General features: G+C 73.0%; 18 protein-coding genes and 1 riboswitch. Of the genes, 8 read left to right on the plus strand and 10 right to left on the minus strand.

Annotation, left to right across the window (positions count from 1 at the left end; translation table 11 throughout):
- Nucleotides 1–67: 67 nt before the first annotated feature.
- The 3 genes from ACSHT8_RS03675 to ACSHT8_RS03685 all read right to left on the minus strand — a co-directional run bounded on the left by ACSHT8_RS03675 (nt 68) and on the right by ACSHT8_RS03685 (nt 3417).
- Complete coding sequence (locus ACSHT8_RS03675; RefSeq protein WP_436497658.1) at nt 68–718, minus strand: response regulator; 651 nt, start codon at nt 716–718, stop codon at nt 68–70.
- A gap of 70 nt (nt 719–788) precedes the next feature.
- A complete protein-coding gene (locus tag ACSHT8_RS03680; RefSeq protein WP_436497660.1) occupies nt 789–2432 on the minus strand; it encodes a sensor histidine kinase in 1644 nt (547 codons plus the stop codon).
- Between the two features lie 436 nt (nt 2433–2868).
- Nucleotides 2869–3417, minus strand: a complete 549-nt coding sequence (locus tag ACSHT8_RS03685) for a histidine phosphatase family protein (protein ID WP_436497662.1) — start codon at nt 3415–3417, stop codon at nt 2869–2871.
- A gap of 205 nt (nt 3418–3622) precedes the next feature.
- Between ACSHT8_RS03685 and ACSHT8_RS03690 the strand changes: the two genes are divergently transcribed.
- The 3 genes from ACSHT8_RS03690 (at nt 3623) to ACSHT8_RS03700 (ending at nt 5308) form a co-directional block, all read left to right on the plus strand.
- A complete protein-coding gene (locus tag ACSHT8_RS03690) occupies nt 3623–3832 on the plus strand; it encodes a CbtB domain-containing protein (RefSeq protein WP_436497664.1) in 210 nt (69 codons plus the stop codon).
- Between the two features lie 41 nt (nt 3833–3873).
- Nucleotides 3874–4614: a CbtA family protein gene (locus tag ACSHT8_RS03695; protein ID WP_436497666.1), complete on the plus strand. Its 741-nt coding sequence runs from the start codon at nt 3874–3876 to the stop codon at nt 4612–4614.
- A 130-nt stretch (nt 4615–4744) separates the two neighbouring features.
- Nucleotides 4745–5308 carry a hypothetical protein gene (locus tag ACSHT8_RS03700; RefSeq protein ID WP_436497668.1) on the plus strand — a complete coding sequence of 188 codons (564 nt, stop codon included), beginning with the start codon at nt 4745–4747 and terminating at the stop codon, nt 5306–5308.
- On the opposite strand, the gene ACSHT8_RS03705 is transcribed toward ACSHT8_RS03700, so the two are convergent.
- Genes ACSHT8_RS03705 through ACSHT8_RS03715 form a run of 3 tightly spaced genes read right to left on the minus strand, consistent with a single transcriptional unit; the run spans nt 5286 to nt 9233 of the window.
- A complete protein-coding gene (locus tag ACSHT8_RS03705; protein ID WP_436497669.1) occupies nt 5286–6656 on the minus strand; it encodes a cobyrinate a,c-diamide synthase in 1371 nt (456 codons plus the stop codon). The two genes, ACSHT8_RS03700 and ACSHT8_RS03705, sit on opposite strands and share 23 nt — an antisense overlap.
- Nucleotides 6650–7264, minus strand: coding sequence for a cob(I)yrinic acid a,c-diamide adenosyltransferase (gene cobO / locus ACSHT8_RS03710; RefSeq protein ID WP_436497671.1), 615 nt, complete (start codon nt 7262–7264; stop codon nt 6650–6652). The genes ACSHT8_RS03705 and cobO overlap by 7 nt, the downstream gene beginning before the upstream one ends.
- A 13-nt stretch (nt 7265–7277) precedes the next feature.
- Nucleotides 7278–9233, minus strand: a complete 1956-nt coding sequence (locus tag ACSHT8_RS03715; RefSeq protein WP_436497673.1) for a putative cobaltochelatase — start codon at nt 9231–9233, stop codon at nt 7278–7280.
- Between the two features lie 81 nt (nt 9234–9314).
- Nucleotides 9315–9436: riboswitch (cobalamin riboswitch) on the minus strand.
- A 101-nt stretch (nt 9437–9537) separates the two neighbouring features.
- Between ACSHT8_RS03715 and cbiE the strand changes: the two genes are divergently transcribed.
- Nucleotides 9538–10734 carry a precorrin-6y C5,15-methyltransferase (decarboxylating) subunit CbiE gene (gene cbiE, locus ACSHT8_RS03720; RefSeq protein ID WP_436497675.1) on the plus strand — a complete coding sequence of 399 codons (1197 nt, stop codon included), beginning with the start codon at nt 9538–9540 and terminating at the stop codon, nt 10732–10734.
- Entirely contained in the window at nt 10731–11474 is a 744-nt protein-coding gene (gene cobM / locus ACSHT8_RS03725; protein WP_436497677.1) for a precorrin-4 C(11)-methyltransferase, read from the plus strand. Before cbiE ends, cobM begins: the two co-directional genes overlap by 4 nt.
- Here cobM and ACSHT8_RS03730 read toward each other — a convergent pair.
- Nucleotides 11468–12559 carry a cobalt-precorrin-5B (C(1))-methyltransferase gene (locus ACSHT8_RS03730; protein WP_436497679.1) on the minus strand — a complete coding sequence of 364 codons (1092 nt, stop codon included), beginning with the start codon at nt 12557–12559 and terminating at the stop codon, nt 11468–11470. The genes cobM and ACSHT8_RS03730 overlap by 7 nt on opposite strands.
- Nucleotides 12560–12579: 20 nt before the next feature.
- On the opposite strand from ACSHT8_RS03730, the gene ACSHT8_RS03735 reads away from it, so the two are divergent.
- The 3 genes from ACSHT8_RS03735 to ACSHT8_RS03745 are packed head-to-tail and all read left to right on the plus strand — an operon-like array spanning nt 12580 to nt 17168.
- A complete protein-coding gene (locus ACSHT8_RS03735) occupies nt 12580–13296 on the plus strand; it encodes a cobalt-precorrin-6A reductase (protein WP_436497680.1) in 717 nt (238 codons plus the stop codon).
- 48 nt (nt 13297–13344) lie between these two features.
- Complete coding sequence (locus tag ACSHT8_RS03740) at nt 13345–16071, plus strand: DEAD/DEAH box helicase (protein WP_436497682.1); 2727 nt, start codon at nt 13345–13347, stop codon at nt 16069–16071.
- Nucleotides 16068–17168, plus strand: coding sequence for an SWIM zinc finger family protein (locus ACSHT8_RS03745; protein WP_436497684.1), 1101 nt, complete (start codon nt 16068–16070; stop codon nt 17166–17168). The genes ACSHT8_RS03740 and ACSHT8_RS03745 overlap by 4 nt, the downstream gene beginning before the upstream one ends.
- Here the strand turns inward: ACSHT8_RS03745 and cobJ are convergent.
- The 3 genes from cobJ to ACSHT8_RS03760 are packed head-to-tail and all read right to left on the minus strand — an operon-like array spanning nt 17165 to nt 20333.
- On the minus strand, nt 17165–18673 hold the full coding sequence (cobJ, locus tag ACSHT8_RS03750; RefSeq protein ID WP_436497686.1) for a precorrin-3B C(17)-methyltransferase: 1509 nt from the start codon (nt 18671–18673) through the stop codon (nt 17165–17167). The genes ACSHT8_RS03745 and cobJ overlap by 4 nt on opposite strands.
- Complete coding sequence (locus ACSHT8_RS03755; protein WP_436497688.1) at nt 18670–19290, minus strand: precorrin-8X methylmutase; 621 nt, start codon at nt 19288–19290, stop codon at nt 18670–18672. Before ACSHT8_RS03755 ends, cobJ begins: the two co-directional genes overlap by 4 nt.
- Nucleotides 19287–20333, minus strand: a complete 1047-nt coding sequence (locus tag ACSHT8_RS03760; protein ID WP_436497690.1) for a precorrin-3B synthase — start codon at nt 20331–20333, stop codon at nt 19287–19289. Before ACSHT8_RS03760 ends, ACSHT8_RS03755 begins: the two co-directional genes overlap by 4 nt.
- Nucleotide 20334: the final 1 nt, after the last annotated feature.

Genomic DNA, 20334 nt, shown 5'->3' on the forward strand with positions numbered 1-20334 from the left:
CCGTGCGACAGATTCGACACGCCGACCTCGTCGTTTCCGATCAGGCCGTCGTTACCCTCCGCAGTTGTCAGGCGTGGGGGCGCGGGTTCTGCAGACGCGTGGCGTAGACGGCGGCCTCGGTGCGACGGTCGAAGCCGAGCTTGTGCAGCAAAGTCGACACGTAGTTCTTGACCGTCTTCTCCGCGAGGTAGAGCTGCCCGGCGATCTGCCGGTTCGTCATCCCCTCGGCGATGAGGTCGAGGATCTTGCGCTCCTGCGGGCTCAGCGTGCTGTACCGCGGATCCTCGGCCCGGCCGGACCGCAGCCGGTCGAGCACGGTGGCGGTCACCCCGGCGTCGAGCAGCGACCCACCTGCGGCCAGCGTGCGCACCGCGGACACCAAGTCGTTGCCGCTGACCTGTTTGAGCATGTACCCGGCCGCCCCGGCCATGATCGCGCCGAACAGCGCCTCATCGTCGGAGAACGAGGTGAGCATCAGGCACGCGGGCGGCGGCACCATCGACGACCGCAGTTCCCGGCACACGCTGACGCCCTCGCCGTCGGGCAGTCGCACGTCGAGGACCGCCACCTGCGGGCGCAGCGCGGGCACCCTGGCCAGCGCCTGCGCCGCGGTCGCCGCCTCGCCGACGACGACGATGTCCGGTTCGGCGTCGAGCAGTTGCTTGAGGCCGCGCCGGACCACTTCGTGGTCATCAAGCACGAAGACCGAGATGCTCATGCGGCCACCTCACCAGTTCGGTGGCACCACTCGCGAAGGCACTGTGACATTGATTCGTTCGCAAGCTCTCTCATGTCGCAGCCTCCTCAGCCGCCGTGGCGTGTCGGGGCAGGGGAACCGACCAGCTCACCCTGGTCCCGCCGCGCGGGGGTGTCTCGAACACGCAGTCGCCGCACCATCTTCTGGCGCGCTGGACCATGTTGGCCAGCCCGCTGCGGTGGTCGAGCTCCACGGGCAGGCCCGCGCCGTCGTCCTGCACCAGCAGCTCCAGCTGGGTCGCGGCCCGGTCGACGGTCACCGTCGCCTGCACCCGGGTCGCCCGCGCGTGGCGCACCACATTGGACAGTGCCTCGCGCAGCGTGGCGACCAGGTCGAGGTGGATCTCCGGCGGGACCACCGAGTCCAGCGGCCCCTCCATCCGCACGGTGGGCTCATACCCCAGCGACGCGGCGGCGTCGGAGATCGCGCGCAGGATGTCGGCGCGCGGGCTGTAGGCGCCGTTGGCGGGCTCCTGCAAGGAGAAGATGCTGCGCCGGATCTCCCGGATCGTCTGGTCGATGTCGGCGACGTGCCCGGCCAGCCGTTCCCCGAGCGCTTCGTCGATGGGGCCGCGGGTCAGGGCCTGGATGCCGATGCCGATGGCGAACAGCCGCTGGATCACCAGGTCGTGCAGGTCGCGGGCGATGCGGTCGCGTTCCTCGAACAGCGCCAGGCGCTGCCGGTCGTGCACGACCTCCGCGGACTCCATCGCCAGCGCGGCCTGGCTCGCGTACCCGTCGACCATGCGCACGTCGTCGTCGTCGAACGGCACCGAGCCCAGCGGGCGGGCCACGATCAGCACGCCGCGCGGGTGCGGGCCGGTGCGCAGCGGGGCGAACACGGTCGGCCCGAGCTTGCTGATACCGAGGGACAGGCGGTCGTAGGTCTGGGCGGAGCGGGCGAACACCGCGTCGCCGAGCTGGTCGATGCGCCGGGCCCGACCGGTGCTGAACACGTCGCCCGCCAGGCTCGCCACGATCGGGATGAGCTGGCCCTCGAACTTCTCGCGCAGCTCGCCGTCGCCCGCCTGGATCCGCAGGTCCTTGTGGGAGTCCGGGACGGCGACCATGGCCAGCGCCCCAGCGGCGGTCTCCCGGGCGCGCCGGGCCAGCAGCCGCAGCGCGGACAGGTCCTCGGCCCCGGTGCGCAGCAGCGCGGTGACCTCGGTGGTGGCGCGCAGCCACGCCTCGCGCCGGTGGCTGCCCTCGTAGAGCCGCGCGTTCTCGATCGCCAGCCCTGCCGCGGCGGCGAGAGCGCCGACGACGTCCTCGTCCTCCTGGGTGAACGGCAGGCCGCCGATCTTGCCGCTGAGCCGCAACTGGCCGAACACCGTGCCGCGCGACCGCACCGGGACCGCCAGCACCGAACCGGACGGCGGCTCGGCGCCGACGCTGCCGGACTCGATGAGCTCGCCGTCCTGCCCGATCACCCGCAGCACCCCGTACCGGGCGCCGGTCAGCTCGCGGGCCGCGGCCACCACCCGGCGGGTGACGTTCTGCAGCGAGAGGTCGCTGCCGACCGACACCACCGCGTCGAGCAGGTGCCGGACACGCTCGCGGGACACCTTGGCCGCGGCGGCGAGGTCGATGAGGTCGTGGATGAGCGGGCTCTGCGCGGGTGCGTCGGGGTCGGGGGACGTCTCACCCCGTCCGCTTCCCGCTCCAGTCCGCAACACGGCAGTCCCGCTTTCCGTCGCAGTGCCGGTCCCGTACCGGCCCAAAGAAGGGATCGCTCGCCCTCCGGCAAGTGATACGGCTATCGGCCGAATTTCGCCAGATCAGCTGTATTGCCGCCGTTCACAACGGTGGCCCTATTCAGCGCGCCGCGCAAGAGCGAACGCGTTATGTCACCGCCAATGCGCACCGATCGCTGCCGGGCGACCGGGACGACGTCCTTCTGGACGACCGTTCACGGTGGGTCACTTTCTGTGTCCGATCGGGCACCGTTGGATACCCTCGGTTAGGAAATGCGGATCGGGGAGATCTCGGGCAGGGTATTTGGACCCTACCCCGGGGGGTAATTTTCCGGCCGTGTCCGGCATTCGACCCTTGGTCCGAACGGTCGATTCCGAACGTTATTCCACGCTATTCGGTGTGGGCTGAATCGCCAGGTCACCGCGATGATTCGGCGGTGAGCCAGCGCAATGTCCACCGGCCAGGCCCGCCCCGCAGAATTGTTCGGGAAAGCGGCGCGATGTCAATTCGCCAGAACGCGGACGGTTCCGCGCCTAATGCGTGCACAATCATCGCTTTCACGACGGCGGGATGGGTGACGGCGGCGGTGCGCCTGCCCTCGGGCGGCGCGTCGAGCCACGAGCCGACCCGGTCGAGCAGTTCGAGCAGCGATTCCCCGCCGTGCGGGGCCGCCGCGGGGTCGGTGAGCCACAGCGCCATGGCGTCCGGTTCGGCGGCGGCCACCTCGTCGAGCGTGCGCCCGCGCCACCGCCCGAAGTCGCAGTCGCGGAGCCGGTCGTCGGACTCGGCCGACAGGCCCAGCGCCGCCGCGGTCTGCGCGCAGCGGGACTCCGGGCCGCGCACGGCGGTGTCGGCGCTGACCGACCCGTCGATGTCAGGCCGCTCCACGGGCTCGTCGTCGGGGAACGCCGCGAGCCGGGTCGCCGCCGTCGCGGCATGGCTGACCACCGTCAACGTTCGGCTCATGACATATCCCACCCCACGAACGGCCGCGTTGACACCGTCCCCATCGCTCCCATACTTTTCAAAGTCGACCCTGATGGTAGAAGGAAGCCGGTGTGACTCCGGCACGGCCGCGCCACTGTGAAGATCCCCGCAAGGAGATCACAGTCAGACCCTCCACCGTCGTCCGCTCCAACGACTGGGCCGCGTGAAGCCCGAGGAGGACTCCATGACGCATGCCGTCGCGACTCCCACCCCCATCCCGTTGACCATCCCGGTGCGGCAGATCCTGCCGTACGCGATCTTCGTGGGAGTGCTGTCCCTGCTTGCGCTGTACTTCGTGGGTGCCGAGCAGGGCGCCTTGGCGATCTTCGAGGGCACCACCGTCCACGAACTCGTCCACGACGCACGGCACTTGCTGGGCTTCCCGTGCCACTGACCGAAACCGAGTCCGTGAGCACTGAGTCATCCGCTTTGACAATGCGGTCCCTGCTGGTCTGGGGCCTGCTCGCGGGCCTGGTCGGCGGTCTGCTGGCGTTCGGGTTCGCCTCGGCGTTCGGCGAGCCCTCGGTCGACCGCGCGATCGCGATCGAGGAAGCGGGCGGCGCCGCGCACCCCCACGAGCCCGGCACGCCCGCCGAGCACGAGCACGAAACCGAGGGGGAGGGCTTCAGCAGGCCGTTCCAGTCCACGGTCGGCCTCGGCATCGGCGCGGTGGTCTACGGCCTGGGACTCGGCGGCCTGTTCGGCGTCGCGTTCGCCTTCGCCTACGGCCGGATCGGCACCCGCACGCCGCGCGCGACCGCGCTCGCCTTGGCGGGCATCGGTTTCGTCGCGGTGGTGCTCGTGCCGTTCCTGACCTACCCGGCCAACCCGCCCGCCGTCGGCAACGCCGACACCATCCAGGAACGCACCGGGCTGTTCTTCGCGATGATCGCCATCTCGCTGGTGGCGGCCGTCGCGGCGATCGTGCTCTCCCGGTCGCTGACCGCGCGCCTCGGCGGCTTCACCGCCGCCACGGCGGCCGCGGTCGGCTACCTGGTCGTGGTGACCGCGGTGGCCAAGGTCCTCCCTGGTTTCCAGGAGGTCCCCGAGGGCTTCCCGGGCGACCTGATCTGGGACTTCCGCATCGCCTCCCTCGGCACCTCCGCGGTGCTGTGGGGCGCGATCGGGGTGACGTTCGCACTCCTGATGCACCGGAGCCTGCGTCGCGCTAGCTGAGAACGACCACGAACCGCGAGTCCCGAGCTGTCGGGGGCTCGCGGTTCGTCGTTCGCACGCAGTTCACCCCGCTCAGCCTTGATCGCCTTACGCTTCGGCGACTCGTGCCTTCCAGCTGTGGGGACCCTTCATGCGGTACCGCTCCGCCTTGATCGTCGCTGTCCTGTTCGCGCTCGCGGGCTGCTCCACGTCCTACGACCCGAACGCGCCGATGGCCGACCCGGCCGAGGTGCGCGCCGACGACGTCCAGGACTGGATGGACAAGGTGTGCGGCGTGATCGCCGACGCGGGGACATCCGCCAAGCAGAAGCCTCCGTCGCCGGGGACGGACTTCGCCGCGGCGAAGACCGGGATCGTCACCTACCTGACCAAGACCTCCGAGTCGTTGGCGGCGGCCGACAAGCGCCTGGAGGAGCTCGCCGACGGGCCCGCGCCCGGCAGCAAGCGGCTGGTCAAGGATCTCCGGGCGGGGGCGGGCCAGTTCAAAGCGGCGATCGACTCGTCGGTGGCCACCGCCCAGGCGGCCGACCCGGCTGACCCGACGGCGTTCGTCGCCACGTTCAAAAAGCTCGCTGACGACCTGCAGTCGGCGCAGACGGCCGCCGACTTGGACGTCAAGATCCGCGCCGAGTTCGCCGACGCCCAGCACAAGGCGCCGAACTGTCAGAAGCTCACGCAGGCCGCGCCGAAGTAGCCGCCACGAACGCGGTGACCGCGGCTGGGTTGCCCGCCGGGTGGGTGTGCAGATAGGAAGCGTGCACACCGCCCACCGCGAAGCCCTCCCGGTGCACCGTTCCCTCGTGGTCGCGCCAGATCCACGCTGGTGCCCGCCCGTGGATCGGGGTCGTGCGGGTCCGGTGGAACTCGTGGCCGGTGACCCGGGTGCCCTCCGCGTGCAGCGGTGACCCCGTCGCGGCGACGGCGTCGCGGTAGCCCAGCATCAGGCGGGGGGTCATCTCCGCCGTCACCGGCAGCACCCCGCACATCGGCAGACCGTCCAATTCGGACGCCAGGTAGAGCAGCCCGCCGCACTCGGCGTGGATCGGGGCCCCCGAGCCCGCCAGCGCGCGCACCTCCGCGCACAGCGGCGCGTTGGCCGACAGCGCCTCCACGTGCTGCTCCGGGAAGCCGCCCGGCAGCACCAGCGCCCGGGTGCCCTCCGGCAGGTGTTCGTCGCGCAGCGGGTCGACCACGGCGATCTCCGCGCCCGCGGCCCGCAGCAGCTCCACGTGCTCGGTGTAGCCGAAGGTGAACGCCGGTCCGCCCGCGACCGCGATCACCGGCCGACCGACCACCGGGGTGACCTCGTCGGCCGGAGACCAGGCTGAGCCAGGGAAATCCGAGGCGGACCGGGCGAGTGAGACCACGGCGTCCAAGTCGACCGACGCCGTGACGAGGTCGGCCATCGCGGCCACCGCGTTGACCGCCGCCGCGCCGTGTTCGATCGCGGGGACCAGCCCGAGGTGCCGCGACGGCACGTCCACGTCGACCGCGCGCCGGACCGCGCCGAGCACCGGCAGGCCCACGTCGTCGCACGCCTCGCGCAGCACCTGCTCGTGCCGGTCGGAGCCGACCTGGTTGAGCACGACACCCGCCAGCCGCACGCCTGCCCGGTAGGACCGGAAGCCGTGCAGCAGCGCGGCCAGGCTCGTGCTCTGGCCGCGCGTGTCGACCACGAGCAGCACCGGCGCGTCGATCAGCTCGGCCACGTGCGCGGTCGAGCCGAAGCCGCCCGCGGCGACCTGGTGGCCGATCCGACCGTCGAACAGCCCCATGACGCCCTCGACCACCGCGACGTCGGCACCGGCCGCGCCGTGGCGGAACAGCGGGCCGACCCGGTGCTCGCCCACGAGCACCGGGTCGAGGTTGCGGCCCGGCCGCCCGCTTGCCAGCGAGTGGTAGCCGGGGTCGATGTAGTCCGGCCCGACCTTGAACGGCGCGACCGTGTGCCCGCGCCGCCGCAGCGCCGCCATCAGGCCGGTGGCGACCGTCGTCTTCCCGCTGCCGGAGCCGGGGGCGGCGACGACGAGCCTGGCTACCACTCGATGCCCTTCTGGCCCTTCTGGCCCGCGTCCATCGGGTGCTTGACCTTGGTCATGTGCGTCACGAGGTCGGCGGCGTCGACCAGCGCCCGCGGCGCGTCCCGGCCGGTGATCACCACGTGCTGGTGGCCGGGCCGGTCGGCCAGCGTGCGCACGACCTCGTCGACGTCGATCCAGCCCCACTTCAGCGGGTAGGTGAACTCGTCGAGCACATACAGGTCGTGCGCCTCGCGCTCGATGCGGCGGGCGATCTCCGCCCAGCCCTCGCGCGCGGCCTCGGCGTGGTCGTCCTCGGTGCCCGACTTGCGCGACCAGGACCAGCCCGCGCCCATCTTGTGCCACTCGACCGGGCCGCCCTCGCCGGTCTGCTCGTGCAGCTTGCCCAGCGCCAGGAACGCCGACTCCTCGCCGACCTTCCACTTCGCGGACTTGACGAACTGGAACACCCCGATCGACCAGCCCTGGTTCCACCCGCGCAGCGCGAGACCGAACGCGGCGGTCGACTTGCCCTTCATCTCCCCGGTGTGGACCACGACCAGCGGCCGGTTGCGCCGCTGGCGGGTCGTGCGGCCGTCGTCTGGGACGGTCTCGGGCTTGCCCTGTGGCATCGGTGATCCCCCCTCAGGCCGCGCGCGCGGCACGGACGACGCCCGCGACGGCGTCGGCGGACAGGTCTTCCAGGCGCAGCCCGGTGCCGCCCAGCGCGGCGGCCAGCCTCACCGCGAGGCCGAGCCGGACCGGCCCGCTCTCGCAGTCGACGACCACGCTCGCCGCGCCCTCGGCCGCGATCATCGCCGCGGCCCGCAGCGCGTCGCCGACCGCGTCGTGCGAGACCGGCACCGTGGCGCGGCCGTCGGTGACGACCACCAGCAGCGCCCGCCTGCGCGGGTCACGCAGCTTCTCCACGTTCAGCGTCTTGCGAGCGCGCAGGAGTCCGTCGGCCAGCGGGGTGCGGCCGCCTGTGCGCAGGTCGCGCAGCCGGGCCACGGCCGCCTCAACCGACGACGTCGGCGGGAGCACCAACTCGGCCGACGAACCCCGGAAGGTCACCAGGCCGACTTTGTCGCGGCGCTGGTAGGCGTCGCGCAGCAGCGAGATCACCGCGCCGGTCACCGCCGACATCCGCTTGCGCGCGGCCATCGAGCCCGACGCGTCCACGGCGAACAGGACCAGGTTGCTCTCCCGGCCCTCGCGCACCGACTTGCGGACGTCACCGGACTTCACGATCAGCGCCGTGCCCACGCGGCCGCGCTGGTGCTGGTGCGGCGCCGCCGCGGTCAGCGTGCCGACGAGGTGGACACCCGAGCCCTGCGACGTCGACGCGCGCAGTGCCCGCCCGGCGCCCGCCCGGGAGCGCGAACGCCGTCCGGGGGCGCCTTCGCCGACGCCTGCGATCTCCAGGTGCCGGGCGCGGAAGGCCAGGTCCGGGGGAACCGGGGCCTGGCCGCCGGTCGGGGACTCCTGCGACGACTGCTGCGAGCCCTGGCTGGGTCCGCTGGGCCCGTCACCGGGCTCCGGGGCACCGCCACCGGGGCCCTCCGGACCGGGATCGGGGTCCGGGTCGGTGTGCTCGGCGGCGTCCCGCAGCGCCTGGTCGAGCTGCTCCTGCTCGATGCCGGGCTCGTCGAACGGGTCGCGCCTGCGGCGGTGCGGCAGGGCCAGCCGGGCCGCCACGGCGACGTCGACCTCCTCGACCTCGGTGCCGCCGCGCCACGCCGCGTGCGCCACGGCGGTGCGGGCGAGGACGAGGTCGGCGCGCATGCCGTCGACGTCGAACGCCGCGCACACCGCCGCGATCCGGCGCAGCTCCGCGTCGGGCAGCCGCACCGACGGCAGCGTGGTCCGCGCGGCGACGATCTGGGCGGCCAGCTCGGTGTCCGAAGTGGACCACTGGGCGGCGAACCCGGCGGGGTCGGCCTCGAAGGCCAGCCTGCGCCGGATGACCTCGGTCCGCGTCGGCACGTCCCGCGCTGCCCGCACCTCGACGGTCAGCCCGAACCGGTCGAGCAGCTGCGGCCGCAGCTCGCCCTCCTCCGGGTTCATGGTCCCGACCAGCAGGAACGACGCCGCGTGCGACACCGAGACACCCTCGCGCTCGACGTGCGCGCGGCCCATGGCGGCGGCGTCGAGCAGCAGGTCGACCAGGTGGTCGTGCAGCAGGTTGACCTCGTCGACGTAGAGCACGCCGCGATGCGCCGCCGCGAGCAGACCCGGCTGGTAGGCGCGGACGCCCTCGGTCAACGCGCGCTCCAGGTCGAGCGAGCCGATGAGCCGGTCCTCGGTCGCGCCGACCGGCAGCTCGATGAGCCGCGCCGCGCGGGTGTCGCGGCCGCCGTCGTGCGGGCCGTCGGGGCAGCGCGGGTCCGGCGCGGCCGGGTCGCAGCTGAACCGGCAGCCGTGGACCGTGGCGATGACGGGCAGCAGGGCGGCCAGCGCGCGCACGATGGTCGACTTCGCCGTGCCCTTCTCACCCCGGACCAGCACACCCCCGATGCCCGGGTGCACGGCGTTGAGCAGCAGCGCCAATCGGAGGTCGTCGTGGCCGACGACCGCGGAGAACGGGTAGCCGGCGCTCATCGGCGCACGACAGGGGAGATGGCAGGCAGCACGCCATGATCCTCACTCCGGGTCCGCGCCCGGGTCGGTCTGGCAGGGCGGAGTGTCCTGGCTCCCGGATCGACGCGCCGCTCCGGCCTTCCCAGGTCGCCCCGGTGGCACGCGGGGGAGTGGCGCTCCCCGGTCACAGTGGCGGGACCGCACCGGATTTCCACCGGTTTCCTCCCACTCCCTGCTTGGTCCACCGCATCGTCGCAGACCCGACCCGCGCGGACCAAGCCGCGTGTCGCGGATCTCGGCCGGGCGTCGGTTACCGTTTGCGATCGTGGTGACTGTCGTGGGCATCGGAGCGGACGGGTGGGCCGGCTTGGCCGGACCCGCCCGCGACGCGCTGGCCAGCGCCGATGTGATCGTCGGGGTGGCCCGCCAGCTCGCGCTGCTGCCCGACGAGATCGAGGCCGACCGGGTGGAGTGGCCGTCACCCCTCGTGCCCGCCATCCCGGGAATCCTCGACGCGCACCGCGGCCAGGCCGTGTGCGTGCTCGCCAGCGGCGACCCGATGTTCTACGGCATCGGCGCGACCCTGGCTCGCCGGACCGAGATCCGGGTCATCTCCCACCCGTCGTCGGCGTCGCTGGTGTGCGCGCGGCTCGGCTGGGCGCTGGAGGACGTCGAGGTGATCAGCGCGGTCGCCCGGCCCGTCGAGCGGCTGCACGCCGCGGTCCACCACGGCAGCCGGGTCATGGTCCTCAGCGAGAACGCGGGCACACCGCTCGCGGTCGCCCGGCTGCTGACCGCTCGCGGCTTCGGCTCCAGCCGGATGACGGTCGTCTCGGCCGTGGGCGGGCCGGACGAACAGGTGGTGAGCGGGATCGCCGACGGGTGGTCGGCGCAGGTCGGCCCGCTGAACATCGTCGCCGTCGAGTGCGTCGCCGCCCCGGAGGCGCGCAGGCTGCCCAGGACGCCCGGGCTGCCCGACGACACCTACGAACACGACGGCCAGATCACCAAGCGGGAGATCCGCGCGGTGACCATGGCCGCGCTGTCACCCGAGCCGGGCCTGCTGCTGTGGGACATCGGCGCGGGGTCGGGCAGCATCGGCATCGAGTGGATGCGGTCGCACCCCTCGTGCCGGGCCATAGCGATCGAACCCCGGGAGGACCGCGCCGAGCGGATCACCCGCAACGCCAACCGGCTCGGCGTGCCCGGGCTGCGGGTCGTGCACGGGTCGGCGCCGGACGCGCTGGAGGACCTGCCCGACCCGGACGTGGTGTTCGTCGGCGGCGGGGTGACCGTCGAGGGCGTGATCGCGGCCGGGTGGGCGGCGCTGCGCCCCGGCGGCAGGCTCGTCGTCAACGCCGTCACGCTGGAGTCGGAGGCCCTGGCGATCCGGTGGCGGGCCGACCTCGGCGGCGACCTGATCCGGCTCGCCATCAGCCGCGCGGCCCCGCTGGGCGGGTTCACCGCGTGGCGGCCGATGCTTCCGGTGACCCAGTGGACCGTGGTGAAGGAGAACCAATGACCGTGCACTTCATCGGGGCGGGCCCTGGGGCCGCCGACCTGATCACGGTGCGCGGCCAGCGGATCATCTCCGCCGCACCCGTGTGCCTCTACGCGGGCGCGCTCGTGCCCGAGGAACTGCTGGACCTGTGTCCGCCCGGCGCGCGCAAGGTCGACACCGCGAACCTGACGCTCGACGAGATCACCGCCGAGCTGCTCGCCGCGCACGCCGACGGCCACGACGTAGCCCGCCTGCACTCCGGCGACCCGTCGGTGTTCAGCGCCATCGCCGAGCAGATCCGCCGCCTCGACGCCGCTGGTGTGCCCTACGACATCACCCCGGGCGTCCCCGCTTTCGCTGCCGCCGCCGCGGCACTGCGGACTGAGCTGACTGTTCCTGGCGTCGGCCAGACCGTCGTGCTGACCCGCACGTCGGCCCGCGCCACGCCGATGCCGCCAGGGGAGGACCTCGACACCCTGGGCAAGTCCGGCGCCACGATGGTGCTGCACCTCGCCGTGCAGCGCATCGACGAGGTCGTCGCCGAGCTGCTGCCCAACTACGGTCCACTGTGTCCGGTCGCGGTCGTGGCGTATGCCTCGCGCGCCGACGAGGTGATCCTGCGCGGGACCCTGTCCGACATCGCTTCGCGGGTGCGGGAAGCGGGGATCAAGCGGACCGCGGTGATCATCGTCGGTCGGGTGCTGGCGCCGGAGGGATTCTGCGACAGCCACCTGTACTCGGCAGCGCGCGAGCGTCAGTGACTGCGGCCCACGATGTTGCCCGCCCGGTCGATCACGACGACGTCGACCTCGACCTCCGCGCCCCGCAAGGTCTCCAGGGCCGTGGCTTTGGCGCCGTCGGCCACCGCGTCGCCGAGCGGGACGCCTTCCTGCTGAGCCAGGGTCAGGGCTTCCAGGGCCGTGTTGCCGTTGGTGATCCGTTCGGCCAGCTCCGCGCTGCCGCCCGCCGCGGTGGCGGTGCGGGCGAGGGCGGCGAGGTCGACCTGGGAGCGGGCCGAGTGCAGGTCGAGGTGGCCGTCGGCGAGCTTGGACAGCTTGGCGAAGCCGCCGGAGATGGTGAGCCGCGCGACCGGGTGGCGGCGCAGGTACTTGAGGACGGCGCCCGCGAAGTCGCCCATGTCGAGCAGGGCGTCCTCGGGCAGGCCGTAGAGCGCCATGACCGTGCGCTCGGACGTGGAACCGGTGCAGCCCGCGACGTGCTGGTAGCCCGCCGCCCGGGCCACGTCGATGCCGCGGCGGATGCTGTCGATCCACGCACTGCACGAGTACGGCACGACGACGCCCGTGGTGCCCAGGATCGAGAGCCCGCCGAGGATGCCGAGGCGCGGATTCCACGTCTTGCGGGCCAGTTCCTCGCCGCGGTCCACGGAGATCTCCACCACGACGTCACCCGTGCCGCCGTGGCGGGCCGCGACCTCGGCGACGTGGTCGCGGATCAGGGTGCGGGGGACCGGGTTGATCGCGGGCTCGCCGACCGCCAGCGGGAGGCCGGCCTTGGTGACCGTGCCGACACCCGGACCGGCCACGAACGTCACACCGGTTCCCGGTTCACCCGCGCGGACCGTCGAGCGGATCAGGGCACCGTGGGTGACGTCCGGGTCGTCTCCCGCGTCCTTCACCACCCCCGCCATCGCGACGCCGGGATCGAGATCCTCCACGGCGAGGGCGAACGCGGGCGTCTGTCCTTTCGGGAGCGTGATGGTCACCGGGTCGGGAAACTCCCCAGTGAGCAGCGCGGTGTAGGCGGCGGTGGTCGCCGCCGTCGCGCACGCCCCCGTCGTCCACCCATAGCGCAGGCCCTCCGGCGTGCGCCGTTGTCCGGTCATGACACCAGGGTAGTGAGCGCATGAAGGTCCTTATCCTCGGCGGCACCGGAGAGGCGCGGGCTCTGGCCGCCGCGCTCGCCACGCGGCCGGACACGGCGGTCGTGTCGTCGCTCGCCGGCCGGGTGCGGTCGCCCCGGCTGCCCGTCGGCGACGTGCGGATCGGCGGGTTCGGCGGGCCGGAGAAGCTGGCCGCGTGGCTGGTCGAGGCCCGGATCGACGCGGTGGTCGACGCCACGCATCCGTTCGCCGAGCGGATCAGCGCCTCCGCCGCCGACGCGGCCGCGCGGGCGGGGGTTCCGCTGATCATGCTGCGCCGTCCCGGGTGGACGGAGCGGCCGGGTGACACGTGGCACTGGGTCGACGATCTCGACGAGGCCGCGCGGTCGCTGCCCGGGGAACGGGTGTTCCTGACCACGGGACGGCAGGGCCTGGCCTCGTTCGCCGAGTCGGACCGATGGTTCCTGGTCCGCTGCGTCGACCCGCCGGAGCCGCCGCTGCCCGCCCGGATGGAACTGCTGCTCGACCGGGGGCCGTACACGCTCGACGGCGAGCTGGCGCTGCTGCGGAACTACGAGATCGACGTCGTGGTCACCAAGGACAGCGGCGGCGACCTGACCGTGGCCAAGCTCGACGCGGCGCGCGAACTGGGGTTGCCGGTCGTGGTGGTTCGGCGACCACCCATCCCGGACGTGGTGTCGGTGGCGTCGGTGAAAGAGGTGGTGGCCTGGCTCCCGTAAGATGTACGGTACAGTGTACGGCGACGGTCCGTACAGGTTGGGGAATGCATGATCGTGGCCGAAGCGGCTACTCGGCTCGCGCGCTGCGCGGCTGTGTTCGAACCAGGTGAACCCGCGCGGATGGGCTCGGTCGCCTTCCACGGCGACCTGCCGGACGGGGTCGGCACGGCGGGGGAGCTGACCATCGCCGAACCGGACGGCGGCACCACGACCGTCCCGGTCGTCCGCCTGCCGGTCGCCGCCGCCGTCCCGGTGTTGACCAAGGCGCGCAAGGGCGCCGACGCACACCCGGCCGCGGCCTTCTGGGGAGCCGCCGTGCTGGTCGGCCTCCAGCTCGTCGCCCGCGGCCGCATCCTGCCCGGCATCACACCCGACGGGTTCGACTCGTGGCGTGCCGGACCGCTCGACCCGAGTGATGTCGACCGCCTGCGTGAGCTGGCCGAGGCCATGCCCGCCGCCGCGCGCGCCGTCCCCGTGCCCGGCCGGATGCCCGCCGAACTCGCCGACGCGCACACCCTGGTCCGCGGGTTCATCGACGCGGTCGCCGACGGCATGCCCCGCACGGCCGCCGCCCCGGTCGTCGCGGGCGGTCCGCTGTTCGCCGCCCGCAAGCCGGTGAAGGCGCCCCGGCTGCGCGCCTGGTCCGACGAGCTGTCGGCAGGGCTCGACGCGGGCGTGCGGATCTCGCTGCGCGTCGAGGTGCCCGGCGACGACTACGCCGCGGGCCGCTTCCACGCCGTCGTGCAGGCGCACTCGCTGGCTGACCCGTCCGTGGTCGCCGACGTGGCCGACCTGTGGGATCGCGGCGGCTCGGTCCGGGTCGACGTGACGATGGCGGTCCGCCGCGCCGCGCGCGTGTGGTCGCCGATGCAGCGGCTGCTTTCACGGGGAGTGCCCGATCGGGTCGTCCTCGACGACGCTGACGTCACCGAGCTGTTCCAGCTCGCGCCCCGGCTCACCGCGGCGGGCGTCGAGGTGCACTGGCCCCGGGAACTGCTCGCCCCGATCACCGCCCGCGCGGCGATCAGCGGCGCGGCGCCGTCGGACATGCGCTCGGCGCTGGGGGGAGGCGCGCTGCTCACGTTCGACTGGCAGCTCGCGATGGGCGGCCAGCCGCTCACCAAGGCCGAACTCGACCAGCTCGCCGAGTCGCACCGTCCGGTCGTCCGGCTGCGTGATCAGTGGGTGCTGGTCGACCCAGACGTCGCCCGCAAGGCGCGGGAGCGCGACCTGAAACCGGTGACCGCCGTCGAGGCACTCGCCGTCGCGCTGACCGGCACCACCGAGATCGACGGCGAACGCGTCGACGTCGTCACCTCGGACTGGCTGGAGTCCCTCCGCGCCCGTATCGCCGACCCCGACACCGGCGCCGAAGTGATCGAGGCGCCGCCCGGCCTGGCCGCGACCCTGCGCGACTACCAGCTGCGCGGCCTCCGCTGGCTGGCCAGGATGACCTCCCTCGGGCTCGGCGGCTGCCTCGCCGACGACATGGGTCTCGGCAAGACGATCACCCTGATCGCCCTGCACCTGCACCGCGCGTCCGGCCCGACGCTGGTCGTGTGCCCGGCCTCGCTGCTGGGCAACTGGGAGCGCGAGATCGCCCGCTTCGCCCCGGGCGTCCCAGTCCGCCGCTTCCACGGCGGCGCCCGCACCCTGGCCGACGAGGGCTTCGTGCTGACCACCTACGGCACCATGCGCCTCGACGCCGAACGCCTCGCCGCCCACCAGTGGGGCCTGCTCGTCGCCGACGAGGCCCAGCACGTCAAGAACCCGTCCTCCAGCACCGCCAAGGCGCTGCGGACAATCCCGGCCGACGCCCGCGTCGCCCTGACCGGCACACCCGTCGAGAACAACCTGTCGGAACTGTGGGCGGTGCTCGACTGGACCACCCCCGGCCTGCTCGGCACGCTGTCCGGTTTCCGCGCCCGCTGGGCCAAGCCGATCGAGGCCGACCGCGACGAGGACATGGCCCGCCGGCTGGCCGCGCTGGTGCGCCCGTTCCTGCTGCGGCGCCGCAAGTCCGACCCGGGGATCGCCCCGGAGCTGCCGCCGAAGACCGAGACCGACCAGCCGGTGTCGCTCACCCGCGAACAGGCCGGGCTCTACGCGGCGGTCGTCCGCGAGACGATGGCCGAGATCCGCGCGTCCGACGGCATGGCCCGCCGCGGGCTGGTGATGAAGCTGATCACCGGCCTCAAGCAGATCTGCAATCACCCCGCGCAGTACCTCAAAGAGCCGTCCGCCAAGCTCACCGGCCGCTCCGGCAAGCTCGAACTCCTCGACGAACTGCTCGACACGATCCTCACCGAGGACGGCTCGGTGCTCGTGTTCACCCAGTACGTGACCATGGCCCGGCTCATCGAGCGGCACCTGCGCGACCGCGGCATCGCCTGCGCGCTGCTGCACGGCGGCACCCCCGTGCCCCGCCGCGAGGACCTGGTCCGCCAGTTCGGCGACGGCGAATTCCCCGTGTTCCTGCTGTCCCTCAAAGCCGCGGGGACTGGCCTCAACCTGACCCGCGCCGACCACGTCGTGCACTTCGACCGCTGGTGGAACCCGGCCGTCGAGGACCAGGCCACCGACCGTGCGTACCGGATCGGCCAGACCCGGCCGGTGCAGGTGCACCGCCTGATCGCGGAGGGCACGGTCGAGGACCGCATCGCCGAGATGCTGTCCACCAAACGCGACCTGGCCGACTCGATCCTGACCGGCGGCGAGGCCGCGCTGACCGAACTGTCCGACGCCGAACTGGCCGACCTGGTGGAGCTGCGATGACCGCGCTCGGATTCCCCGCCTTCCCGCCGGTCGGCCGCGGTTCGATGGCCCGCACCTGGTGGGGCCGCGCCTGGATCAAGGCGATGGAGGACTCGGCCCTCGACGAGCGGCAGCTCCGCGACGGCCGCAAGTACGCGCGCGGCGGCTACGTCGGCGCGATCACCGTCAGCGCGGGCCGCATGTCGGCCTCCGTGCGCGACTACGAGGACGACACGACCTACCAGACGGTGATGCGGCTGGAACCGTTGTCGGAAGCCGAATGGCGCCGCTTCCTCGACCAGGTCGCCACCCAGTCCGGCCACATCGCCGCCCTGCTCGACGGCGACATGCCCGCCGAACTGGTCGACGCCGCCGCCGACGCCGGGGTGCGGCTGCTGCCCGACCTCGGCGACCTCGACCCGGAGTGCACGTGCCCCGGCTGGGAACTGCCGTGCAGGCACGCCGCCGCGCTCGCCTACCAGGTGTCGTGGCTGCTGGACTCCGACCCGTTCGTGCTGCTGCTGTTGCGCGGCAAGGCGACGGCCGACTTGCTGGCGGATCTCCAGTCGCGGGTGTCGACGTTCCCGGCGGCCGAGGCGTTCGCGCAGCCTTTCGTGCCGCTGCCAGATCCGCCCCCGGTGCCCGACGAGCCGCTGGTCGAGTTGGACGTGCCCGCCGCGGAAGGGATCGATCCGGTCGCGCTCGCGTTGCTGGCGAAGGACGCGGCGAGCCGCGCTCGCCAGCTGATGGTCGGCGAGGTCCCCGACCTGCCGTGCACCGCCGACCTCGTCCGCTACGCCGCTGTCTACTCGGTCGACCTCGACGTCGACCCCCGCTCGGTGGCGGCGTGGCGCAACGGCGGCATCGACGGCTTGCGCGTGCTGTCGACCACGTGGCGCCCGCCGCCCGCCGTCGCCGCGAGGGCCGCCGACACCGCGGCCGCGGCGGTCGAGGGCGCCGTCGAGGTCCACGACAACCACTGGACCTTCGGCGACGCCCAAGTCCGCCTGGGCCGCGACGGCCGCTGGTACCCCTACCGCGACCAGGACGGCGAGTGGTGGCCGGTCGGGCCACCCCAAGCCGACATCGCCTCCGCCCTGATCGCGGTACTCGCCTAGCCCGGGTATGTCCGGGGGGTGAACACGACCTGGGTGCCGTCGCCGCGCTCGACCACCTTGGTCTGCGACGATCCGATCAGCAGCAGGCACCGCATGTCGACGGTGGCCGGGTCGAGGTCGGCCAGGCGGAGCACCCGAACCGTCTCCTCCGGCCCGCCCACGTCCCGGCCGATCACCACGGGCGTGTCGGGGGAGCGGTGCTTCAGCAGCAGGTCACGGGCCTCGCCGAGCTGCCACGTCCGCGACTTCGACGCCGGGTTGTAGATCGCGATCGCCAAGTCGGCCTCCGCCACCGCGGCGAGCCGCTTGGTGATCACGTCCCACGGCTTGAGCCGGTCCGACAGCGAGATCGTGCAGAAGTCGTGGCCCAGCGGCGCGCCCACCCGGCTAGCCACGGCCTGCGCCGCGGTCAGCCCCGGCAGCACCCGCACCGGCACATCGGTCCACTGTGGATCCGTGGCGACCTCCAGCACCGCCGCCGCCATGGCGAACACACCCGGGTCACCCGAGGACACCACCGCGACCCGGCGGCCGCGCTTGGCCAGGTCCAGCGCGAACGCGGCGCGCTCGGCCTCGACCTGGTTGTCGGAGGCGTGCCGCTGCTGGCGCGGGTTCGGCGGGACGCGGTCGAGGTAGGTCTTGTAGCCGACCAGGTCGTCGGCCGCCGTCAGCGCCTCCTGGGCCTCCGGCGTCAGCCAGGGCCGCCCGGCCGGGCCGGTGCCCACGACGACTACCTCACCCTGAGCCTCCGCGGGGACCAACGAAGCCACGCTCCCTGACACGCCCTCGTTCACCGGGCTCGTCAGCAGGGCCAACGAGAAGTACGGCACCGTCGTCGGGTCCACTTCGGACAGCGGCAGGCTGCGCCCCTGCTCCCACGTGGCCCGCTCCACATACCGCGCCTGGTCGAGCTTGCCCGCGGCCTCGAACGCCGCGCGCACCTTGCCGAACGTGCGGCCCAGCTTCAGCACCGCCGCCGAGTCCGTCGCAGCCAGGTGCCGCGCCAGGTCCTCAGCGGGCAGCGTCCCGGGCAGGATCGTCAGCACTTCCTCGCCCTCGACCAGCGGCCGTCCCAACACAGCCGCCGCCGCGCTCACCGACGTCACCCCGGGCACGACCTCGGTCCGGTACCGCCCGCACAGCCGTTTGTGCATGTGCATGTAGGACCCATAGAACAGCGGATCACCCTCGGCGAGCACCACGACGTCGCGGCCCGCGTCCAAGTGCACGGCCAGCCGCGCCGCCGCCTGCTCGTAGAACTCGGCCATCGCGCCCGCGTAGCCGCCCGGGTGGTCGGTCGTCTCGACGGTCAGCGGGTAGACCAACTGCTCCTCGATCTGGCCTTCCCGCAGGTAGCGGGCCGCGACACCGCGCGCGATCGACTTGCCGTGGCGCGCGCTGTGGTAGGCGATCACGTCCGCCTCGCCGATGAGCCGCGCGGCCTTGACCGTCATCAGATCCGGGTCGCCGGGACCCAGCCCGACGCCGTAGAGGGTGCCCGTCATTCCTGCTCACTCGCGATCGCGTTCACCGCGGCGACGGCCATGGCGCTGCCGCCCCGCCGTCCCCGCACCACCAGATACGGCACGCTTCCGTGCTCCGCCAACGCTTCCTTCGACTCGGCCGCGCCGATGAACCCGACCGGCAGGCCGAGCACGGCCGCGGGCCGGGCGCCCTCGTCGATCATCTCCAGCAGCCGGAACAGCGCGGTCGGCGCGTTGCCGATCGCCACGACGGCGCCGTCGAGCCGGTCGCCCCACAGTTCCAGCGCCGCGGCGCTGCGCGTGTTGTCCAAAGTGGACGCGAGGTCCGGGACGCTCGGGTCGGACAGCGTGCAGATGATCTCGTTGTCGGCGGGCAGCCGCTTGCGGGTGATGCCGCTGGCCACCATGTGCGCGTCACACAGGATCGGCGCGCCCGCCAGCAGCGCCTCGCGGGCCGCGGCGACGACGTCGGGGGAGTAGGCGATGTCCTCGACCAGATCGACCATCCCGCAGGCGTGGATCATGCGGACCGCGACGCGGGCCACGTCGGCGGGCAGCGCCGCGAGCTCGGCCTCCGCCCGGATCGTGGCGAACGAGCGGCGGTAGATCTCCGCGCCGTCCCGGATGTAGTCGATCAAAGTCCCAGCCTTCCGTCCACCGCGTAGCCACGCCCGGTGGCCACCACATCCATCACACCGGCGGGCTTGCCGCACCGCCGGTCACACCCCGACCAGTGCGCGGGCCGCCCGAGGGGCCGCGCGTCGGCCCGCACGTCGGCCAGCGACTTCGCGCAGCCCGGTCGCCCGGTGCACGCGGTCACCCCGAGCCACGGCGAGTCCGGGTCACCGATCAGTCCTTCGATCCCAGGATCGCCGCCGGCGACGACGAAACCCCGCCACGGAGTCAGCACCAGGTCACCTAGTCGCGCCGCCTGGTCGGCCGTCAGCCTGCCCAGCGGCGCGCCGAGGCCGAAGCCCGCGCTCCCGTCGGCGAACTCGACAGGTCCGATCGGCCCCACTACCGGCGGCTCGCCAGTCACTCGCTCCGAAGTCCGGTCGAACAGCGAGGCGATGCGCTCGGCGGGCAGCTCGGCGACGCGCCACTGCTCGTCACGCAGCTCCAGGAACGCCGCCGCGGCGGCCAGCATCGTCTCGATCACCTGGTCGGGCTGGACGCGGACGCCGTGGTCGGCGCCGCCCAGCAGGATCGCCACCGAGTCGTCGACCGGCAGCGCGGCCAGGTCCGCACCGAGCCAGGCCACGTCGCCCCGACCGTCGTCGAAGGCGAACAGGAACCGTCCCGGCAGCGCGGCGAGATCGGCCCGCCCGCACAGCTCGTGGTCGAGTTCGGCCGCGAGCCCGGGCGGGCCGAGCGGCGAAGACATGATGTTGCGCACTTTCTCGTGCGTCAGCGACGGCAGCAGGCCCGCCTCGGCCAGTCGCGCGCCCAGCTCGACCTCGGCGCCCTCGGCCAGCCCACGCACCTGGAGGTTGGCCCGGGAGGTCAGTTCCAGCGTCCCGTCGCCCAGCTCACGTGAAGCCCCGGCAAGGGTCCTGACCTGCGCGGATGTCAGTCCGCCGCCCGGCACACGGACCCGCGCGAGACCGCCGTCAGCCGCCCGGTGCACGTCGAGCGCACCCGGGCAGGCATCGGCGCCCATACGGCGCTGGGAAGGAGGCACC

Source organism: Actinokineospora sp. HUAS TT18, assembly GCF_051364635.1.
Classification (GTDB): Bacteria; Actinomycetota; Actinomycetes; order Mycobacteriales; family Pseudonocardiaceae; genus Actinokineospora.